19 protein-coding genes and 4 pseudogenes are annotated in these 19,631 nt (G+C 70.3%); 8 read left to right on the forward strand and 15 right to left on the reverse strand.

The features are described 5' to 3' along the window. Positions 1–99 precede the first annotated feature (99 nt). Positions 100–2,280, forward strand: coding sequence for an MMPL family transporter (locus tag JT723_RS08730; RefSeq protein ID WP_251513250.1), 2,181 nt, complete (start codon positions 100–102; stop codon positions 2,278–2,280). A 91-nt stretch (positions 2,281–2,371) separates the two neighbouring features. Here JT723_RS08730 and JT723_RS08735 read toward each other — a convergent pair whose 3' ends face one another. Further along, positions 2,372–2,821: a hypothetical protein gene (locus JT723_RS08735; protein ID WP_205043908.1), complete on the reverse strand. Its 450-nt coding sequence runs from the start codon at positions 2,819–2,821 to the stop codon at positions 2,372–2,374. 306 nt (positions 2,822–3,127) lie between these two features. Between JT723_RS08735 and argG the strand changes: the two genes are divergently transcribed. Then, a complete protein-coding gene (gene argG / locus JT723_RS08740; RefSeq protein WP_205043909.1) occupies positions 3,128–4,579 on the forward strand; it encodes an argininosuccinate synthase in 1,452 nt (483 codons plus the stop codon). Positions 4,580–4,661: 82 nt separating this feature from the next. Here argG and JT723_RS08745 read toward each other — a convergent pair whose 3' ends face one another. Beyond that, complete coding sequence (locus JT723_RS08745; protein ID WP_205043910.1) at positions 4,662–5,354, reverse strand: HAD family hydrolase; 693 nt, start codon at positions 5,352–5,354, stop codon at positions 4,662–4,664. 211 nt (positions 5,355–5,565) lie between these two features. After that, on the reverse strand, positions 5,566–6,480 hold the full coding sequence (locus JT723_RS08750) for a ScbA/BarX family gamma-butyrolactone biosynthesis protein (RefSeq protein ID WP_205043911.1): 915 nt from the start codon (positions 6,478–6,480) through the stop codon (positions 5,566–5,568). A gap of 98 nt (positions 6,481–6,578) precedes the next feature. Here JT723_RS08750 and JT723_RS08755 point away from each other — a divergent pair, with 98 nt between their 5' ends. Beyond that, a complete protein-coding gene (locus JT723_RS08755) occupies positions 6,579–7,298 on the forward strand; it encodes a ScbR family autoregulator-binding transcription factor (RefSeq protein WP_372441254.1) in 720 nt (239 codons plus the stop codon). Positions 7,299–7,587: 289 nt separating this feature from the next. Next, the gene (locus tag JT723_RS08760) at positions 7,588–8,244 is read left to right on the forward strand and encodes a 2OG-Fe dioxygenase family protein (RefSeq protein ID WP_251513248.1); all 657 of its coding nucleotides are present in this window, start codon (positions 7,588–7,590) and stop codon (positions 8,242–8,244) included. Between the two features lie 58 nt (positions 8,245–8,302). Here the strand turns inward: JT723_RS08760 and JT723_RS08765 are convergent, their stop codons facing one another. After that, positions 8,303–9,811, reverse strand: coding sequence for an MFS transporter (locus tag JT723_RS08765; protein WP_205043913.1), 1,509 nt, complete (start codon positions 9,809–9,811; stop codon positions 8,303–8,305). A 341-nt stretch (positions 9,812–10,152) separates the two neighbouring features. On the opposite strand from JT723_RS08765, the gene JT723_RS08770 reads away from it, so the two are divergent. Next, positions 10,153–10,779 carry a VWA domain-containing protein gene (locus tag JT723_RS08770; RefSeq protein ID WP_205043914.1) on the forward strand — a complete coding sequence of 209 codons (627 nt, stop codon included), beginning with the start codon at positions 10,153–10,155 and terminating at the stop codon, positions 10,777–10,779. 23 nt (positions 10,780–10,802) lie between these two features. Here JT723_RS08770 and JT723_RS36390 read toward each other — a convergent pair. From JT723_RS36390 to JT723_RS08810, 9 genes and pseudogenes are all read right to left on the reverse strand, one after another. After that, positions 10,803–10,997, reverse strand: a pseudogene (locus tag JT723_RS36390) (hypothetical protein); the annotation flags it as partial. A gap of 57 nt (positions 10,998–11,054) precedes the next feature. Next, entirely contained in the window at positions 11,055–11,315 is a 261-nt protein-coding gene (locus JT723_RS08775; protein ID WP_205043915.1) for a Txe/YoeB family addiction module toxin, read from the reverse strand. Positions 11,316–11,324: 9 nt separating this feature from the next. Further along, entirely contained in the window at positions 11,325–11,582 is a 258-nt protein-coding gene (locus JT723_RS08780) for a type II toxin-antitoxin system Phd/YefM family antitoxin (RefSeq protein WP_205043916.1), read from the reverse strand. A gap of 201 nt (positions 11,583–11,783) precedes the next feature. After that, complete coding sequence (locus JT723_RS08785; RefSeq protein WP_205043917.1) at positions 11,784–12,728, reverse strand: ADP-ribosylglycohydrolase family protein; 945 nt, start codon at positions 12,726–12,728, stop codon at positions 11,784–11,786. A 158-nt stretch (positions 12,729–12,886) separates the two neighbouring features. Beyond that, positions 12,887–13,510: a hypothetical protein gene (locus tag JT723_RS08790; protein ID WP_205043918.1), complete on the reverse strand. Its 624-nt coding sequence runs from the start codon at positions 13,508–13,510 to the stop codon at positions 12,887–12,889. A 399-nt stretch (positions 13,511–13,909) separates the two neighbouring features. Next, a pseudogene (locus tag JT723_RS08795) lies at positions 13,910–14,353 on the reverse strand (aminotransferase class I/II-fold pyridoxal phosphate-dependent enzyme); the annotation flags it as partial. A 23-nt stretch (positions 14,354–14,376) separates the two neighbouring features. Then, the gene (locus JT723_RS08800; protein WP_205043920.1) at positions 14,377–14,820 is read right to left on the reverse strand and encodes a PIN domain-containing protein; all 444 of its coding nucleotides are present in this window, start codon (positions 14,818–14,820) and stop codon (positions 14,377–14,379) included. Beyond that, on the reverse strand, positions 14,817–15,077 hold the full coding sequence (locus JT723_RS08805; RefSeq protein ID WP_205043921.1) for a ribbon-helix-helix domain-containing protein: 261 nt from the start codon (positions 15,075–15,077) through the stop codon (positions 14,817–14,819). Before JT723_RS08805 ends, JT723_RS08800 begins: the two co-directional genes overlap by 4 nt. 240 nt (positions 15,078–15,317) lie before the next feature. After that, positions 15,318–15,761: pseudogene (locus tag JT723_RS08810) on the reverse strand (aminotransferase class I/II-fold pyridoxal phosphate-dependent enzyme); the annotation flags it as partial. A 105-nt stretch (positions 15,762–15,866) separates the two neighbouring features. On the opposite strand from JT723_RS08810, the gene JT723_RS08815 reads away from it, so the two are divergent. Both JT723_RS08815 and JT723_RS08820 read left to right on the forward strand, forming a co-directional pair. Beyond that, complete coding sequence (locus JT723_RS08815; RefSeq protein ID WP_240165268.1) at positions 15,867–16,352, forward strand: prevent-host-death family protein; 486 nt, start codon at positions 15,867–15,869, stop codon at positions 16,350–16,352. After that, positions 16,349–16,699, forward strand: a complete 351-nt coding sequence (locus JT723_RS08820) for a hypothetical protein (protein ID WP_205043923.1) — start codon at positions 16,349–16,351, stop codon at positions 16,697–16,699. Before JT723_RS08815 ends, JT723_RS08820 begins: the two co-directional genes overlap by 4 nt. Here the strand turns inward: JT723_RS08820 and JT723_RS08825 are convergent. Together JT723_RS08825 and JT723_RS08830 are read right to left on the reverse strand one after the other, a co-directional pair. Then, complete coding sequence (locus tag JT723_RS08825) at positions 16,653–17,642, reverse strand: ADP-ribosylglycohydrolase family protein (protein WP_240165337.1); 990 nt, start codon at positions 17,640–17,642, stop codon at positions 16,653–16,655. The two genes, JT723_RS08820 and JT723_RS08825, sit on opposite strands and share 47 nt — an antisense overlap. 30 nt (positions 17,643–17,672) lie before the next feature. Continuing rightward, positions 17,673–18,113, reverse strand: a pseudogene (locus JT723_RS08830) (aminotransferase class I/II-fold pyridoxal phosphate-dependent enzyme); the annotation flags it as partial. 23 nt (positions 18,114–18,136) lie between these two features. Here JT723_RS08830 and JT723_RS08835 point away from each other — a divergent pair. After that, entirely contained in the window at positions 18,137–19,585 is a 1,449-nt protein-coding gene (locus JT723_RS08835; RefSeq protein WP_205043926.1) for a recombinase family protein, read from the forward strand. Positions 19,586–19,631 lie beyond the last annotated feature (46 nt).

Here is a 19,631-nt window from a genome sequence, read left to right on the forward strand (position 1 = left end):
TCAAGTCAGGGAGATGCGGCGACGCAAGGCACTTGAAAAAATAAAGCAGCTGCTTTAGATTCTCGTTCGAGAGCGGACACCCACACGGCGTGCACCGCGGTGCTGCTGCGCGACGTGGAGGTCGTGGTGTTCCTCAAGATCGGTGGATTCGTCGTACGCCGGGCACGGGCCGTGCTGCTGGTCTCGGTCGTCCTGCTCGTGGGCGCCGTCGTCGTCGGCCTCGGCGCCTTCGGCAAGCTGCAGACCGACGGCGCCTTCCAGGACCCCTCGGCCGACTCGACGACGGCTCAACGCCTGCTGGACGAGCACTTCGGCGGCGCCGACAGCGTGGTGCTGCTCGTCCATGCGCGCAGCGGAACGGTGGACGACCCCGCGGTGTCCGCGGCCGGCGCGGACGCCGCCCGGCGGCTGGCCGCGGAGCCGGGTGCCGCGGGCGTGGTCTCGTACTGGCAGGCGCACGACCCGGGGCTGAGGTCGGGGGACGGGCGCTATGCGCTGGTCGTGGGCCGCGAGCGCACCGGTCACGAACCCGGCAGCGGCACGCTGGCCGGGCTGGCGGGCAGCGGTCCCGGCTGGTCGGTGACCGTCGGCGGCGGCGCCGCGGTCGGCGCCGACGTCACCGCCCAGGTCGGCAAGAGCCTGGCCGTCGCCGAGGCCGTCGCGGTGCCGATCATCCTGGTGCTGCTCTTCCTCGCCTTCGGCAGTGCGGTCGCTGCCCTGCTGCCGCTGGCCATCGGCACGGTGGCGATCATGGGGACGTTCGCCGAACTGTCCGTTCTCGGGTCGGTCACCCATGTCGCCGTCTACGCGGTCAACCTGACGACCGCCCTCGGCATGTCCCTGGCGATCGACTACGCCCTGCTGATGGTCAGCCGCTACCGGGAGGAACTGGCCCGCGGTGCGGACCCGGAGCGGGCGGTCACCACCGCGGTGGCCACCGCCGGGCGCACGATCGTCTTCAGCGGCACCACCGTGGTGGCCGCGCTCGCCGTGCTGCTGATCTTCCCGCTGTACTTCCTGCGGTCCTTCGCCTACGCCGGCATCGGGGTGGTGCTGATCTCCATGGCCTCCGCGGTGCTGCTGCTCCCCGCGCTGCTGGTGGTGCTCGGCCGCCGGGTCAACGCCGGGCGGCTGCCGTGGGCGAAGGGCGGCCCGCCGTCCACGGCCGCCCCGCTGTGGGGCAGGGCCGCCGGTCTGGTGATGCGCCGCCCGCTGCTGACGGCACTTCCGGTGGTCGCGGTCCTGCTGGTGCTCGCCTCGCCGCTGCTGCACGTCTCGTTCGGCACCCCGGACGACCGGGTGCTGCGCACGGACACCTCCAGCCGCTCGGTCGGTGACGTGCTGCGCAAGGACTTCCCCGGCAGCGTGGCCAACGCGGTCGACGTCGTCACCGAAGGCCCTGTGGGTCCTGCCGACCTGCGGACGTTCGCCGCGGGTCTGTCGGCGCTGCCGGGTGCCGTCCGGGTGCAGACCGCTGCCGGGACGTTCGCGCACGGCCGCCAGGTGAGCGCCGCGGGCAACCCGGGGCTCGCAGGTCCCGGCGGGGCGCGGCTGTCGGTGGCGACCGCGGCGGATCCCCGCTCGGCCGCAGCGAAGCGCCTGGTCCACCAGGCCAGGGACCTGGCCGCGCCGGCCGGGGTGCGCGCCCATGTCGGCGGGCAGACGGCGCAGCTGGTGGACACCGAGCACGCGATCGGCAGCCGGCTCCCGCTGGCCGGCCTGCTGATCGTGCTGACCACTTTCGTGGTGCTCTTCCTCTTCACCGGCAGCGTGCTGCAGCCGGTGCGCTCCCTGCTGCTGAACGTGCTGACGCTGTCGGCCACCGCGGGGCTGATGGTGTGGATCTTCCAGAACGGCCACCTGTCGGGGTGGCTGGACTTCGCCCCGCTGCCGCTGGACACCAGCATGCTGGTGCTGCTGTTCTGCATCGCCTTCGGACTGTCGATGGACTACGAGGTGATCGTGCTGAGCCGGATCAAGGAGCTGCACGACCGGGGCGCGGACAACCGCACCGCCGTCACCGAGGGCCTGGCCAACAGCGGTCGCATCGTGACGACCGCGGCGGCGCTGATCGCGGTCAGCTTCCTGGCCTTCGGCACCTCGACGGTCAGCTTCCTGCAACTGTTCGGCGTCGGCGCCGGGTTCGCCGTCCTCGTGGACGCGACCCTGGTGCGCGTCGTGCTGGTGCCGGCCTGCCAGGCCGCGCTGGGCAGGGCCGCCTGGTACGCACCGCCGGCGATGCGGCGGCTCTATGCGCGGATCGGAGTCGTGGAGAGCTAGGACGACATCCCCGATAAAGGCCCGCAGTAAAAACCCGCTGCCCCCGGGTCGGAAAAGGAGTCCGGGGGCAGCGGGAATTCGGTGTGCGGCGCTACGACGTGACGGTGGTGGTGGAGGCGAGGTAATACTGCCCGCCACTCACGAGATAGATGTAAACGGTGTACTGCTTTCCCTCCGGGAGATCTCCGGTCGCCCACGCTGACGTGTAGGGCGAGTCGTGTCCGGCAGTGGTGGCGACGCGGATGCTGCTGCCGGTGTCGAGGTCCGCCTCGATGCCGAAGCCGTCCGCCGCGTCGTCCGTCACCCGCATGGCATCGCCTGGGTTGCTCCCTGACGGGTCGGCGCTCCACTGGAAAGTGCCCCGGTACGTGGAGTTGTAGTAGACGTCCCAGGTGCTGACCGCATGGGGCGAGACGACCCGGGGGCCTGCGTCGGGCGTCGCCGCCGCAGCGCTGCCCGCGCCCGCGGCCAGCGCGCCGCCGGCCATGAGGGCGGCCGAGGCAAGCAGTGATATTCCCCTTCGACGAACACTGATGTTCATGTAATTCCTTTCTCGGAGCCGGCCGTCCGGTACGTACGGCAGGCGATAGGGAGACGACCACGGATCTGACGGCCCGTGATACGTCGGAGAGCGTATCCGATCATGGTGCGAGAATTTGTGTGCAAGATGTGTACGGGTGGCGGAGATCGATTATGGGAATGAGTTCTGGTGGGCGGCGGAAAGAATTAACCGGAATTCCTGCGTCCCCTCGCCGGGGTGTGCGGAAAGCGGAGTGCGGCGTCTCGGACGAAGAGGCGTCGACGCAGGGGCTTTGCATGACCATGCGGGATGATGCATACTCTTCCCATGTCCAAGGTCCTCACCCACCTTCCCGCCGACGAGCGCGTCGGCATCGCCTTCTCGGGCGGTCTCGACACGTCCGTCGCGGTCGCGTGGATGCGCGACAAGGGCGCCGTGCCGTGCACGTACACCGCCGACATAGGCCAGTACGACGAGCCGGACATCGCCTCCGTGCCCGGCCGCGCGAAGGCCTACGGCGCCGAGCTGGCGCGGCTCGTCGACTGCCGTGCGGCGCTGGTCGAGGAGGGCCTGGCCGCGCTCACCTGCGGTGCCTTCCACATCCGCTCGGGCGGGCGGGCGTACTTCAACACCACCCCGCTGGGGCGCGCGGTCACCGGCACGCTGCTGGTGCGGGCCATGCTGGAGGACGACGTCCAGATCTGGGGCGACGGCTCCACCTTCAAGGGCAACGACATCGAGCGGTTCTACCGCTACGGCCTGCTCGCCAACCCGCACCTGCGCATCTACAAGCCCTGGCTGGACGCGGACTTCGTCACCGAACTCGGCGGGCGCAAGGAGATGTCCGAGTGGCTGGTCGCGCACGGCCTGCCCTACCGCGACAGCACGGAGAAGGCGTACTCCACCGACGCCAACATCTGGGGAGCCACGCACGAGGCCAAGACCCTGGAGCACCTGGACACCGGCGTCGAGACCGTCGAGCCCATCATGGGCGTGCGGTTCTGGGACCCGGAGGTCGAGATCCCGGCCGAGGACGTCACGATCGGCTTCGACCAGGGGCGCCCGGTCACGGTCAACGGCGAGAAGTTCGCCAGCCCCGTCGCCCTGGTCATGGCGGTGAACGCCATCGGCGGCCGGCACGGCATGGGCATGTCGGACCAGATCGAGAACCGGATCATCGAGGCCAAGAGCCGCGGCATCTACGAGGCCCCCGGCATGGCGCTGCTGCACGCGGCCTACGAGCGCCTGGTCAACGCGATCCACAACGAGGACACCCTCGCGCAGTACCACGTCGAGGGCCGCCGCCTGGGCCGGCTGATGTACGAGGGCCGCTGGCTGGACCCGCAGGCGCTGATGATCCGCGAGTCCCTGCAGTGCTGGGTCGGCGCGGCCGTCTCCGGCGAGGTCACGCTGCGGCTGCGCCGGGGCGAGGACTACTCGATCCTCGACACCACGGGACCCGCCTTCAGCTACCACCCGGACAAGCTGTCCATGGAGCGCACCGCGGACTCCGCCTTCGGCCCGGTGGACCGCATCGGCCAGCTCACCATGCGGAACCTGGACATCGCCGACTCCCGCGCCAAGCTGGAGCAGTACGCCCAGCTCGGCCTGATCGGCACCGGCCGCCCCGCCATAGGCGCCGCCCAGGCCGCATCCACCGGCCTTATCGGCAGCATGCCGCAGATGCCCGAGGGCGGCGCCGAGGCCATCGCCTCCCGCGGCGAGGCGGCGTCCGACGAACTCCTGGACCGCGCGGCCATGGAGGCCGGCACGGACTGACCCGCGTCAGGCGGAGCCGGTGCTCGAGCGGGCCGGAACGGCCGGAACGGCCGGCTCGGGCGGAACGGCAGGACGCGGCGGCTCACCCGCGCAGGCGGCGGGCCACGCGTTCGCTCGCCCACTCGAAGATCCGTGGCTCGTCGAGGGCGGCCACCCAGAGGTCGACCATGGCTGCGGTCTCCTCGCCCGGCCAGGGGCCGACTCCCAGGACCCGCAGGCCGGCCCGCGTCGCGGCCTGGACGCCGCAGTGCGAGTCCTCGACGGCCAGGGTCTCGGCCGCGGCGGCTCCGCAGTACCGGGCCGCGGCGAGGTAGACGTCCGGATGGGGCTTGGGACGCGTGGCGCTGTCGGGCACCACGATGTGGTCGAAGTAGCGGCGCAGGTCCGCGGTGACCAGGCACTCCTCCACGACCTCCAGCGGGCAGTTGCTCGCGACTGCCAGCGGGGCGAACTTTGCGGCGTTGGCGACCAGTTCCCGGGCGCCGGGCATCGTCCGGGGTGTCTCGGCGGCCAGAGTGCGAAAAGAACTGAGGAGCCGTTCGGTCAGCCGCCCGGCGAGTTCGGGACGCCCGGCCTCCCGGGCCATGAGCACGCCGCACTCTGTGTAATGCAGCCCCTTTGCGCGTCGAGCGAAGTCCGGCTCCGTCCCGACTCCGAAGTCGCTTGCGGTGAGTTCACGCGCGACCTCCCAATGGCGTTCGGTGTCCATGAGGGTGCCGTCGCAGTCGAAGACGATGGCTGCGGGAGTCCAGCTGAGGATGCGGTCGGGGGTCATTCGCAGTATTCCCTTCGGGAATCCCTTGGAGGCGCTGGCGCCGGACCGCCGTGATGCGGGCAGGTGGGGCAGCTGTTTCAGCGCCGGGAGGGTGCGGGCCGATGTGCGCGACGCAAAGCGGCTGTTTGCGGGCCATTACCGGCAAACATAACGATCACTACGGTAGATCCGACTACACAGTGGAGTCAAGTAACCACATTGGGTGAACTCACTACGGGTATCCGAGGACCCCGAAGGCCGTCCGCGCTCCCTCCTGGAGCACGCCGAAGACGCAGGTCCTGTGGTGCGGCACGCACACCACGCGGGCCGGCGGGTCGAACTCCGTGAAGCGCGCGGCGGTCAGCCGTCCCCTCCTCGGCCGCAGCAGGGCGCCCTGGCTCGCCACCGCCGTGGCCTGCCGCACGGCCTCGAGCAGCACCATGCCAGGTACGTGGTCGGTGGCATGGTCGAAGAAGAAGGGGTGCCGGGGGTCGGCCGGGCACAGCACCGTGGCGTCCCCATGGCGGCCTATGAGGACGTCGAGGCGGCTGGGCACCGCAAGGTCCGACGCCGCCGGGCGAACCAGCCCGGCTGCCGGAGCCGGCGGCGAGAGGGCGCTCGCGGCGCCGCGGATCTCGGCATAACGCTGCTCGCCCATGATCCGCACGCCGCCCCCTGCCTGAGCGAACGTGCTGCCGCCCGTCAGGAAGTCCACCGCCAGCCGCAGTCCGGTGACCTCTCCGCTCCGGCCGCTTCGCACCTCGGGCCGGTGCACCCTGCAGGTGATGTCGGTGGCGCCGAAGCCGGCATCCGGTTCCTCGTCCAGGTCGATCTCGAAGAAGAGATCCGTGATGATCAGGCGCGCCGCCGGGGGGATGTGGAAGTAGTGCAGCGGGATGTAGATGCCGAGCTGGCGAAGTGTCTCCGCGAGGATCAGCGGGCTGTGCAGGCTCCCGCCGTCCCGCGGGAAGGTCGGGTGGGACCTGGGCCAGGACGCCGCCGCTTCGAAGCCCCCGCCGTCGAGCGGTCGTACGTCGGTGAGCAGCACCTCCGCCGCCGAGGTGCGGTGCACCGACTCGCGGGCGACCGTGCGCGACCAGCTCAGGGGCCGGTCGCGGATCGGGGCATCGACGGCGGATGCGCTCATGTAACAAGAAGAACCCACAACGCGCGGGGGCGCACCTCGTCCGGAACCCCAACGAGCGTTACATTTGCGCACGGTTGGTGACGGTACGGGTGTATGGAGTGACTGTGCAGGGACGGGCTAAGACGACGCGGCGGTTTCTGCTTGAGGCTGCTGCGGAGCTGTTCGACGAGCGAGGCTATGCCGGTACCAGCATCAGTGACATCGGCGCACGTTCCGGCCGCACCAGCGGATCCATCTACTTCCACTACGCCAGCAAGGAAAAGCTGGCGCTGGCCGTTGTCGACGAGCATTTCGCGACCTGGCCGGAGATGATCGGCCGGCACCAGGCCGTCGGGGTGCCCGCCCTCGAAAGGCTGGTGGCCTTGAGCTTCACTGTCGCCAGAGCGTTCCGGGACGACGTTGTCGTCCGGGCCGGCGCGCGCCTGTGGATGGAGCGCAAGGCCATCGACGCGGCCCTTCCCACACCGTTCGTGGGCTGGATCGAAACGGTGGCCGGACTGCTGGAGGAGGCGCGCGGGGAAGGCGCGCTGGCCGCCGGCATCGCGCCTGACGCGGCGGCGCACAGCATCGTCTGTGCCTTCTTCGGCCTGCACACCGTCTCGGACGCACTCGACGGCCGCCGGTGCATCGAGGAGCATCTGTACGGACTGTGGTCTCTGCTTCTGGCGGCGCTACAGGCCGAGCCCGATCCGGCCTCGCTCCTCGCCCGCGTGATGGCCGGAACGGGATCCTCCGACGCGGGTCGAACCGCCCTGGCCGCCTTGCCGGCCCGGCAGGGCGGCGGAGACTTCGGCGGCGGCGAACCGGAAAGGTCCTGAGGTGATGCGGGTGCGGAACCGCCCGGGCGTGCGGACCGCGACGACCGGTTCGGCAGACCCCGACACCGAGGGCGGACGGCGCGGAAGTTCCGGCGGGAGCGGCCGGTTTCGCTCGTGCCCTTCTCGGGGAGGCGCAGGCCAGGTTCCCGAGGAAGGGAAGTACGCCATGAAGAAGCCGTCTGGCGTGTCCCGCAGCGCGCCGACTCCCCCAGCGTCCGCAGGCGCGCGGTCCCCAGGTGATCCGATCGGAACCGCTCGCCGGGAACTGCGGTCCAGGGGGTGCCACCTCGTGCCCGGTGCCGTCACGCGATCGCGCCTGGGTGCGGACGCGGACACGTGGCGCCGTTTCGCCTCCCACTGGGAGTCGCTGTGCACGGACGGCTACGCCTCCGCCCGGGGCACGCGCCGGCTGCGCCGCTACGGGCGGTTCTCCCTCACCCCGTCGACGGGCCGGGTGCGCGCACTGCCCTGGGCCGCCTTCGTGCAGCCGGACGACAGCAACCGGCTCTACGTCGGGGTGGAGCGCACCTTCCAACCCCTGACGGATTCCTTCGTGGAGGACCCCGTGTTCCGGGCGCTGCTGCGCCTGCTGGCAGACGCGGCCACGGCCCTGGAAGACCCGGCGTCCTGGAACGTGAAGGTGCACCCCTTCCGGGTCCTCGCGTCGGCGGACACGCACGGCCTGCCCACGCCGGAGGGCCGGCACCGCGACGGTGTCACCCTGGTGTCCTCGATGCTGGTGTGCCGGAGCAACGTGGCAGGCGGCGAGAGCTCGGTCTCAGGCCCGCGCGGAGCGCCGCTGCTGACGACCACGCTCAGCGAGCCGGGGGCGCTCCTGCTGGGGGACGACCGCCGCACGCTGCACAGCGTCTCACCGGTGCGTGCGGCCGACAGCGGCCGTCCGGCTCACCGCGACGTGCTGGTCGTGACGTTCGCACCGGGCTGAGGCCCCGGCCCCGGCCGGCATCGCGCCACTGCGCCGCGGGCAGGACGCTCGCGGCCCGTCATGCCTGCCGTCCGGCGCGGCGGGGCATGAGCAGGCGGACCGCGGTCGCCAGCAGGAGCGGCAGGGCGCTGACGGTGAGCATGGTCAGCCGCAGGGCGTCGGCGAAGTCCACCCCGAGCTTCAGCCCGGACGCCTGCTGCAGCAGGTTGGGGTCGTATCCCGAGCTGCTCGTGCTGATCGCCGCCCCGCTGCGCACCGCGTCCACGGCGCTCTCCGCCTCGGTCACCGACAGTCCGCGCGCCTTGGCGTCCTGCAGCCACTGCTGCTGGAAGAAGACGTTGAACAGCAGTAGGTAGACCGTCGGCCCAAAGGCGTAGCCGGTCATTCCGAAGGCCTGCTGCACGGAGGCCACCGTGCCGGACCTCCCGGGCGGCGCGTGGGAGAGGACCGTCTCCGACACCGCCGTGGAGGTCACCAGAGTCCCCAGGTTGCACAGCCAGGTGGTGAGTACGAGCCATCCCAGCGCCATCGCGGGGCCGGCCGTGACCGCCATCACCAGCCCGCTCGCCGCCGTCACCAGCAGACCGGCGACCATCACGGGCCGGGGGGTGTACCGGCCGACGAGGACCCCGGCCAGACTCACGGCACCGGCGACCAGCAGCGTGCCGGGCAGGAACAGCAGACCGATGGTCTGCGGGGAGAGCGAGAGCACCACACCGCCGAACTGCCCCAGGGCGAAACCGAACCCGCCGCCGATGAAGTTCAGGGTGAGGTTGGCCGCCAGCGCCAGGCTGAAAGCGGGGCTGCGGAACAATCCCAGGTCCAGGGCCGGCTCCGGAACGCGGCGTTCGCGGAGCACGAACAGCACGCCGCAGCCCGCACTCACCGCCAGCGGCGCCCAGGTCTGCGGGCGACAGACGCCGTTCTGCGCCGCCGCGACGCCGACGACGGCGGTCAGCAGGGCCACGCCGACCAAGCCGACACCGGCCACGTCGAGCCGGCGGCGCCGCCCGACGGGGGACCCCGGAACGTAGCGTGCCGTCAGCCAGAGCGAGACCAGCGACAGCAGTGCGGGGACCAGGAACAGCCATCGCCAGCCGACTGCTGCCACCACCCAGCCCCCGAACGCGGGAGCCGCCCCGCAGAGGACGACCTCGGTGGCCACGAAGAGGCCGATGGCCTTCGGCCGCTCCTCCTCCTGCACGGACGTCTTCAGCAGGCCGTATGACAGGCCCAGCAGTGCGGCCAGTCCCAGGCCGTCGAGGAACCGCATCGCCAGCAGGTAGCCGAAGCCGGGGGACAGCGTGGAGAGCAGGTTGACGAACGCGACCGTGGCGAGCCCCAGCATCAGTACACGCTTGAGACCGAAGGAGTCCGCGAGGCTGCCTACAGCGAGTACGGCGGCTGCCATCACCAGGGTCGCCGCCCCGCTGAGGAGCCCGACGAGCCCGGGCGGCACCTGGAGGGCGCGGCTCACCTGCGGCAGGTTCAAGCTGAGGACCAGCGGATCGACCACCGTGACGCCGAAGGCGATGGCAAGCCCGAGGATGATCGGCAGTTTCTTCACGTCGATCCGTGAGTGGATCGCAGGCACAAGAACACCCCCTGAATCCGCGACCCCGGGCATCTGCGTATACCGGACGACGGTAGCCCGCCTGCTGTGTGCTGCCCGTGTTCTGCGGGCCGACACGCACGGGCCGCCCGCCGCCTCCCGGCGACACATGCTGCACCGCGGCATCCTGCCGGGCCGCTCCCGCCGGACGTCCGGCAGGACGCGGAAGGATTTGTGCCGACCCAGCGGGCGGATCGCGGGGAAGTCGCGGCGGTCGAGTGTGAGGACGGCGTCGGTGTCGAGCCCGCCGCGAGTGCGATGTTCACGGCGTCGGCGAGGTCGATGTCGAGCGCCTTGTGCCTGGATCGCACCGGGCCGCCGTCTACCTCGTGCTGGACCGTTCGGGCAGTATGCGCCGGTACTACCGTGACGGCTCGGTCCAGCACTTGGCCGAGCAGGCCCTCGCCCTGGCCGCGAACCTGGATGACGACGGGGTGGTGCCCGTCGTCTTCTTCTCCACGGACGTCGACGGAACCGCCGAGATCAGCCTCGACGCGTACCGGGACAGGATTGCTCCCCTGCACGAGTCGATGGGCCACATGGGTCGCACCAACTACCACGTCGCCATGCAGGCCGTCATCGACCACTACGAGTCGTGCGGTGCGCAGGACCCGGCCTTCGTGGTGTTCCGGACGGACGGCTCGCCCACGTCCAAGGCCGCGGCCGAGCACGTCCTGTGCACGGCCGCGCGGCTGCCGATCTTCTGGCAGTTCGTGGGGTTCGGCGACGACGACTTCGCCTTCCTGTACAAACTCGACGACCTCCCGGTTCCGCATCGGCGTGTGGTCGACAACGCGGGTTTCTTCGCCGCGGGACCCTTACCGAAGACCATGTCCGACGCGGACCTGTACGACCAACTGCTGCACGAGTTCCCCCGGTGGCTGACCGCCGCCCGGGCCGCGGGTATCGTGCTCAGCCGTTGAACGCCTTGCGGAGACGGTCGGCTGCGGACCTGGGTGCAGCCGGCGGTGGGGTGGTCGTAGAAGACGGAGTTGGGGACGGCGACGACGCCGGTTTGGTGGGGGAGGGCGAGGGCCTCGGCGACGGCGTACTGGAAGGGGCCGGAGGCGACGTAGGTGAGGAACTGCCTGGCGGTGCGGACCGCCGCGACGAGTTCGGGGGAACCCGTCGCCCAGGCAACTCCGCGTTCGTGCACTTATTCGCATGTCGCACGCGGGACTCGCGGGAGTGCGTCCTGTCAGCTCTCGTAGTGGTAGCGGCACTGAGCGATCAGGACGCCGTCCTCGGTCGCCTTGTAGATCAGTCGGTGTTCGTCATTGATCCGGCGCGACCAGTAGCCCTGGAACCCGTGCTTGAGCGGTTCCGGTTTGCCGATTCCCTCGTTGCCGTTCCTGCCGATGTCCGCGATGAGCGTGTTGATGCGCTTGAGGATCTTCCGGTCCTGAAGCTGCCACCACAGGTAGTCTTCCCAGGCCCGGGAGGAGAAGGTGATCTTCATCGGCTGGCCCTACTCGTCGGTCGCCAGTTCGCGTACGGTGCCGCCGCCGTTTTCCAGCTCATCGATGGACGCGAGCAGACGCCGGGCGTTCGCGGGACTGCGCAGCAGGTAAGCCGTCTCCTTCAGGGACTCGTAGTCCTCAAGGGAGACAATGACGACCGGCTCATGTCCGGCCCTGGTGATGACGACCTCCTCGCGGTCGTCGGTGACGGAGTCGAGCACCTCGGCGTACCTCGCGCGCGACTCGGAATACGTCATGGTTTTCATGGTCGACCTCCTACTTGTACAGGATATTGTACGTCGGGTCCTTGCTGTGCGGCAATCGCTGAGACGGCGGTGGGGCGACTGCCGGTATCAACGCCGACCCCGACCAGCTGAGGGACGCGCTGCGCCCGCCGGGCGGCGTCGACCTCGGCCCGGTCGTTCACGCGTCCCCGCGGCATCCGAAGGACACGCAGTAGCTTCCCTTCAGCGATCGTCTTGGGGGTCCGCCAGGCGCTGGGCGAGGTGGATGAGGTCGGGCAGGTGCAGGACCCGGTCTCCGGCGCCGGGGAGAGGGACGTGCAACGGTCCGGTCCAGCGGGTGGGGATCGCGTCGAAGCCGTGGACGGCTCCCGCCAGGCCGCCTGCGACCGCGGCGACGGTGTCGGTGTCGCCGCCGAGGTCGACGGCTGCTCGGACGGCGTCCTGGTACGAGGTGGTGGTGCGTACGGCCCAGACCGCGGAGCCGAGGCAGGGCCAGACGGCGCCGTTGAACTCGGTGGCCTGGTCGGGGTGCCAGTCGGGCTGCAGGACGGCGGAGTACCGGTCCCGGTGGTCGGGCCGGACCTCGGCGAGTGCGGACGGGATCCCCGCGAGGGGGTCCTCGCCCTCCAGCGCGACACGCACGAGCTCATGGAAGATCGCGGTGCCCTCCCAGGCGGCCGGGTCGCCGTGGGTGAGGGCGGAGATCTCGCGGGCGGCGTCCATCGTCGCCTGCCGGCCCCGAGGGGCGAAGCAGACCGCGGACGTGGTGGCGCGCATCAGGGCGCCGTTGCCGGCGGCGCGGTGGTTGGTCGCGAAGTGCGCCGCCGCGGCGTTGTCCCACGGCTCGCCACTGGTCAGGACGATCTCCGTCTGGAGGCCGATGTCCTTGGGATCGGAGGCGGCCCAGCGCCGGAAGCGGGCGAAGACGTCCTGTAGGTCAAGTCCGCCGCGCTCCAGCAGGGACTCCCCGAGGTGCACGGCCATCTGCGTGTCGTCGGTGGCCTCGCCGGGGTCCCAGCCGCCGCCCCCGCACATTTCACCGCCCCGGATCGGCTGGGGAAACCGTGCGGAGAACGCGTCCGCGGGACCGAACTCGAACGGAGCGCCCAGCGCGTCACCGACCGCCGATCCGACGACGGCGCCCACGGCCCGCTGCGTACGGTCCACTGCGGCAGGCTACGCCGAAAACTCAGCCGTTGAAGGCCTTGCGGAGGGGCTGGGCGGCGTCGGTGAGAGGGCGGCGACGTGGTCGGTCTCGGCCGGCAGCGGCGGCGTCACGGGAGGCCGGCGGTCAGGAGCCGGCCCGGGCGTGACTGCCGCGCGGGTCATGCCACGCGTTTGGTGGGCAGTCCGAGGGCTGCTCGTACGGCGTGCTCTTGGGGCGTCGTTGTCTGCGCTTCGGCGCTTCGCACGGCGCTCTTGAGGGCCGTGAGGGAGGCGGTTTGGGAGGCGTTGCGCCAGAGCGGGGTGAGTGTGTCAAGCCGTTGGAGGAGTGCGTTCGTCGGGCCTTGGGCCGGGACGGGCCAGTGGTGGTTCTTCAACAGCTGCGTCTCGGTGGTCAGGGAGTCGGCGACCCCGCCCGCCCAGTTCCGGTAGTTGTCCAGGCCGGTTTCTTCCCACTTCTGCGGAGTCTCGGCCAGCGCGGACTCGGGCCGCTGCGCCGCGTCGAGATAGGCGTACTGGTCGGGGGTCAGGGTGGTCTGGTCGTGCCGCAGGCTGGCGGTGGTCGGTCCGGGGGCCGGGACCCAGTAGCAGACGCCGCTGTGGTCGCCGGCCGCCCACTGCGCCCGCGTCGGCAGGAAGGCGTGGACGGGGGCGACGGATGGTGCGAGGGTCCAGCTGTCCATGTCGTACTGGGGGGCCAGATTTCCGCAGTCGATGTCGGCCGTGGGACCCCACGTCGGCGTGGGAGGGTAGTCGGAGCCGGCGACGATGAACTTTCCGAACACCTCTGCATCGTGCGGTCGGTCGCACGGGACGACGTGGACAGCCCCCATGGCTCCGATTCCGCCCCTCAGCGTGACGTGATCGGCGGTGAAGCAGTCCCCGAGGACCAGGTGCCGCGGGTCGGGGTCAGCGGTGGGGGCAGTGCCCCGGGGGCTCACGCTGGTGGTCGCCCTGCTGGTGGATGCGGAGCCCGAGTCACCGCTCTTGGCGCCGGAGCACCCGGCGACGAGGGCGAGCACAAGCGCCGCGGCGCCGACTCGCGCCACGACGGCGCCCCGATGACGAAAGTCCCCCATGCTCATGCCCTCCGACGACCTCGCCCGAGTGACGGCCCCCCACTCGCAGACCTGCCGACCGTACGCTCGGCCTTCCCCCGCGCGCCAGCAGCAGTTCCGTCTGCGCTAGCTGTCGAACGCCTTGCGGAGGCGTTGGGCGGCGTCGGTGAGGACGTCTTCGCGTTTGCAGAAGGCGAAGCGGACCTGGGTGCGGCCGGCGGTGGGGTGGTCGTAGAAGGCGGAGTTGGGGGCGGCGACGACGCCGGCGCGTTCGGGGAGGGTGCGGCAGAAGGCGAGGGCGTCCTCGCCTGGTGCGAGTCGGGCGATGTCGGTGGTGGTGAAGTACGTGCCTTGGGGCTCGTGCACGGTGAAGCCGGCGTCGCGCAGGCCTTCGGCGAGGATGTCGCGTTTGGCCATGAGGTCGTCCCGGATGCCGGTGTAGTACGTGTCGGGGAGGGCGAGGGCCTCGGCGACGGCGTACTGGCAGGGGCCGGAGGCGACGTAGGTGAGGAACTGCTTGGTCGTGCGGACGGCGGCCACCAGTTCGCGCGACCCCGTCACCCAGGCCACTCCTTCTTCACACACCCATTTGGTCACAGGGGCAAGTCGTCAGGCAGAAGGCGGAAGGACTTGTGGCGACCGAGCGGGCGCACCGCGCGGAAGTCGCGGCGGTCGAGGGTGAGGACGGCGTCCGTGTCGTATTCAGTCGCGAGGGCGACGTTCACAGCGTCCGCGAGGTCGAGGTTGAGTGCCGCATACCGGGCTCGCAGGGTCTGTGCGGCGGAGAGGTGGGCCTCGGTGATTTCCGGTACGACGATCCGGCCCGCTCGCATCCACCGCCGGATGTCGTCGATCGCGCTGACGGCTGCTTCCCGTCCCAGCTCGCGGGTCGCGACGTGGTCTATCTCAGCGAGCAGTAGCGGGGACATCACGAGGAGGCCGGCGGCCATGATCGCCTCGTTGGCTCCCTGGTGCTCGGGGTGCGTGGAGTCCAGCGCGGCCAGCAGGCCTGAGGTGTCGGCCACGACGATGATCACGCTGTCACTCCGGAGCCGCCCTCACGCCGGACGGCATCAGCCACGGTGTTGCGGACGTCCTCTTTGGACGGAGTACGCCCAGGCCCTTCGAAGGTCCGGGAGAAAAGTGGTTCGTCCCAGACTCGGTTCGCCATGGCTGCGAGGTGGATGCCTTGCCTGATGATCTCGGCTTCGCTGATACCGCGGCGGGCAGCGGCCTCCTTGATGATCGCGAGATCCTCGGGGTCCGCGTAGACGTTCGTACGTTTCATCGACATGTACCAATCATAGTCCATGTACCATTGGTGGTGCATGTAGCCGAGTCATGGGCTCGCTTATCCTGCGGCCGCGTACCCCGCGCACTCCACACCCGCCCTGCACCCGCGAACGGCGCCGACGCCAGCTCGGAGCCTGAGCCCTCGCCGGAGAGTCGTTCTGACCGATGGACTTCGTGTCGAGGTCTCTACTCATGGGCCATCCCAGTGGTCCACCACACGTGCTGGTTCGGTGAGCTGCGCTCAGCCCTCGAAGGCTTTGCGGAGGCGTTCCGCGGCTTCGGTGAGGATGTCGTGTTTCTTGCAGAAGGCGAAGCGGACTTGGGTGCGGCCGGCGGTGGGGTGGTCGTAGAAGACGGAGTTGGGGACGGCGACGACGCCGGCTCTTTCGGGGAGGGCGCGGCAGAAGGTCAGGGCGTCGGTGCCGGGGGAGAGTTCGGCGATGTCGGTGGTGATGAAGTAGGTGCCCTGGGGCTCGTAGACCTGGGAGCCGGCGTCGCGCAGGCCTTCGGCGAGGATGTCGCGTTTGGCCATGAGGTCGTCCCGGATGCCGGTGTAGTACGTGTCGGGGAGGGCGAGGGCCTCGGCGACGGCGTACTGGAAGGGGCCGGAGGCGACGTAGGTGAGGAACTGCTTGGTCGTGCGGACGGCGGCCACCAGTTCGGGGGACCCCGTCGCCCAGGCCACTCCGTTTTCACCCACCTCATATTTCAGTATCCAGGCCGCCACTCTTTGTGATGGGTGGTGTCCGGAGAGGTGGAAATCAGAGCTCAATCAGACTATGGTCTGAGTATGAGCATTGCGTCCGTGGAGCCGGAGCCTGAAGCTGTCACGTTCACCGACCTGTCCAGAAACCCGAAGGCTGTGGCCGCCAAGGCTGCTGCGCTGGGTAGCTTGCGCGTCACACATCGGGATGCGCCCGACATGGTGCTGACCACGGCCGCCCACGCGGAGCGCGCCGAGGAGAATCTGACCACCGCGTCCCGGCTGTTCCTTGCGCTGATGAAGCAGGACGAAGGCGCGCGGTCGCTGCTGCTCGCGCTGCCCGAGGTCTTCCCCTGGGTGCGTCACCTGGACGGTGAGGAGGTTCGCGAGTTCACCGTGGAACTCCTGGACGCGCTCTCCGACGCCGCCGAATTGGGTGCCCGGGAGGCGGTTCACCGGGCGATCGTCTCCTGGCGGGCGACAGCCCGTATCAACGCCGACCCCGATCAGCTGCGGGACGCGCTGCGCCCGCTGGGCGGTGTGGGCCTCGGCCCGGTCGAGGTGCACGAGTGAGCCCGAAGAAGGGTGACCGGGTCAGCGTCCCTCCCCTGAGCGGCTGGAACGTCGTCTACGGAACGACAGAGGCTGCCGTCGGGTGGGAGGAACTGTGCCGGGTCGCGCTGCCCAACGCCCACCGCTGTCTGGAATCGCTGCGCGCAGATCCCTTGTCTCGGGCCAACTGGAACCGCCAGCACCAGCTCCGGGGCCGCCATGCCACGAGGGAATGGAAGGGCTCCGAGCTCGAGCAGTGGGAATACGAGATCACCAGCGGCGGCCGGGTTCGCTACCTGGTCAGCCCGCAGACTTCGACGGTCATCCTGGTTTACGCCTCCCCGCGGCATCCGAAGGACACGGAGTAGCTTCCCTTCCGCGATCGGGTCGCAGGTCCGCCAGGCGCTGGGCGAGGTGGATGAGGTCGGGCAGGTGCAGGGTCCGGTCTCCGGCACCGGGGAGGGGGACGTGCAGCGGTCGGGTCCAGCGGGTGGGGATCGCGTCGAACCCGTGGACGGCTCCCGCCAGGCCGCCTGCGACCGCGGCGACGGTGTCGGTGTCGCCACCGAGGTCGACGGCCGCCCGTACTGCGTCCTCGTACGAGGTGGTGGTGCGCACGGCCCAGACCGCGGAGCCGAGGCAGGGCCAGACGGCGCCGTTGAACTCGGTGGCCTGGTCGGGGTGCCAGTCGGGCTGCAGGACCACGGAGTACCGGTCCCGGTGGTCGGGCCGGACGTCGGCGAGCGCTGACGGGACGGCGGCGAGGGGGTCGCCGCCGTCCAGCGCGCCCCGCACGAGCTCGTGGAAGATCGCGGTGCCCTCCCAGGCGGCCGGGTCGCCGTGGGTGAGGGCGGAGATCTCGCGCGCGGCGACCATGGTCGCCTGCCGGCCCCGAGGGGCGAAGTAGATCGCGGACGTGGTGGCGCGCATGAGCGCGCCGTTCCCCGCGGCGCGGTGGTTGGTCGCGAAGTGCGCCGCTGCGGCGGTGTCCCACGGCTTGCCGCTGGTCAGGACGATTTCCGTCTGGAGTCCGATGTCCTTGGGATCGGCGGCAGCCCACCGCCGGAAGCGGGCGAAGACGTCCGGGAGGTCGGGGCCGCCGCGTTCCAGCAGGGACTCCCCGAGGTGTACCGCCATCTGCGTGTCGTCGGTGGCCTCGCCGGGGTCCCAGCCGCCGCCCCCGCACATCTCCTCGGCGTCGACATCCCGGGGAAACCGGCGGGAGAACCCTGCGGCGGGCCCGAACTCGAAGGGAGCACCGAGCGCATCCCCGACCGCCGACCCGACAACTGCACCGACGGCCCGCCCCATCCGATTCACGCGCGCAGCGTACGCCGTTGCTCAGCCGTTGAAGGCCTTGCGGAGCCTTGATGCCGCTTCGGTGAGGATGTCGGGGCGTTTGCAGAAGGCGAAGCGGACTTGGGTTCGGCCGGCGGTGGGGTGGTCGTAGAAGACGGAGTTGGGGACGGCGACGACGCCTGCGCGTTCGGGGAGGGCGCGGCAGAAGGTGAGGGCGTCGGTGTCGGTGAGGGAGGCGATGTCGGTGGTGATGAAGTAGGTGCCCTGGGGCTCGTAGACCTGGAAGCCGGCGTCGCGCAGGCCTTCGGCGAGAATGTCGCGTTTGGCCATGAGGTCGTCCCGGATGCCGGTGTAGTACGTGTCGGGGAGGGCGAGGGCCTCGGCGACGGCGTACTGGAAGGGGCCGGAGGCGACGTAGGTGAGGAACTGCTTGGTCGTGCGGACGGCGGCCACCAGTTCGCGCGAACCCGTCACCCAGGCCACTCCGTTTTCATACACTCATTCGCATGTCGCGCACCAGGCCCGCAGGGGGCACCACCAGCCATGACGTCGCCGGTGAGCCGGCCGCGATCTACTGCCGCATATCTCAGGCGGACGACGACGACCAGACGGGCGTCGACCGGCAGGAGCGGATCTGCCGGGAGATCGCCGAGCGCAGGGGGCTGGTGATCAACCCGGCCCACGTCTTCGTGGACAACAGCCGCTCGGCGTGGAGCCGCAGGCGGAAGCGGCCGGGCTGGGACCGCCTGCTGGACGATGCCCGGGAGCGCAGCTTCCGGCACGTCATCGCCTACCACCCCGACCGGCTCATGCGGCAGCCCCGAGACCTGGAGGAACTGCTCCAGGTCGCCGACGACCACGCCATCACCCTCCACGGCGAGGCGAACCGCCGGGACCTGTCCGACCCCGATGACCGCTTCATCCTGCGTATCGAAGTCGCGCACGCCTGCCGGTCCTCGGACGACACCTCCCGACGGCTGAAGTCCGCGATGCAGGACCGCGCCCGGGAGGGCAAGCCCCAGGGCGGCATGCGGCGGTTCGGCTACACCAAGGACGGCATGACGATTGTCGAGGAGGAGGCGGAAGTCGTCCGGGAGGTCTTCGACCGCTACCTCAAGGGCGAGGGCGCGGCCCCACTCGCGAAGGACCTGCATAGCCGGGGCATCCGTACGGCTGGCGGCAAGGCGTGGAGCGCCGGAACGGTGCGCGGTCTGCTCGACTCCCGGCACGTCGCCGGCATCCGCATGCACCAGGGCGAGGAGGTCGGCCCCGGCACCTGGCCCGCGATTATCGACGCGGGCGTGTGGGCCGAGGTCAGGGCTCGGCGCGAGTTCCGATCGGCAGCCCACAAGGAGACGCTCAGCAAGCCCCGGCAGCGGTACTACCTCCTACGCGGCCTGGTCATGTGCGGCCGCTGCGGCACCTTGATGTCGGGCACCGCCAAGACCGCGGGCCCCGCGTATCAGTGCAATCGCCGAGGACGGAACGACGAGAAGAAGTGCTCGCGGGCGATCGTGGCCCCGACGCTGGAGGACTTCGTCAGCGACGCCGCCGTCAAGCTGCTCAGTGAGCTTCGGGTGGACGGTCGGCTCGCCACCAGCAACCTTTCCGAGGGCGTGGCAGAGGAGGTGGAGGACGACCAGCGGCAGCTCGCCGAGCTGAACGAGATGTGGACGGCGAAGGAGCTGTCCACGGCGGAGTACCGGAAGATGCGCAAGGAGATCACCGACCGCATCGCCAAGGCCCAGCGCCGAGTCATCATCCGGCCGATGGTGCTCCTCGACGGCCTCACCGGCACGGGCGCACGGGCCGCCTGGGACGCCGACGAGATGACGGATGAGCGCCGCAACGCGGTGCTGCGGTTCCTCTTCTCCGGCGTCGTCATCGACGAACCGAAGAAGCTCGGCCGCTACATGGACTGGGACCGGATCAGCATCGAGCAGAACCCGCTGTAGTGAGCTGTTGGACACAGGGCGACGGCTGCCAGTCGGAGCCACCAGC

Source organism: Actinacidiphila bryophytorum (genome assembly GCF_016916835.1).
Taxonomy (GTDB): Bacteria; Actinomycetota; Actinomycetes; order Streptomycetales; family Streptomycetaceae; genus Actinacidiphila; species Actinacidiphila bryophytorum.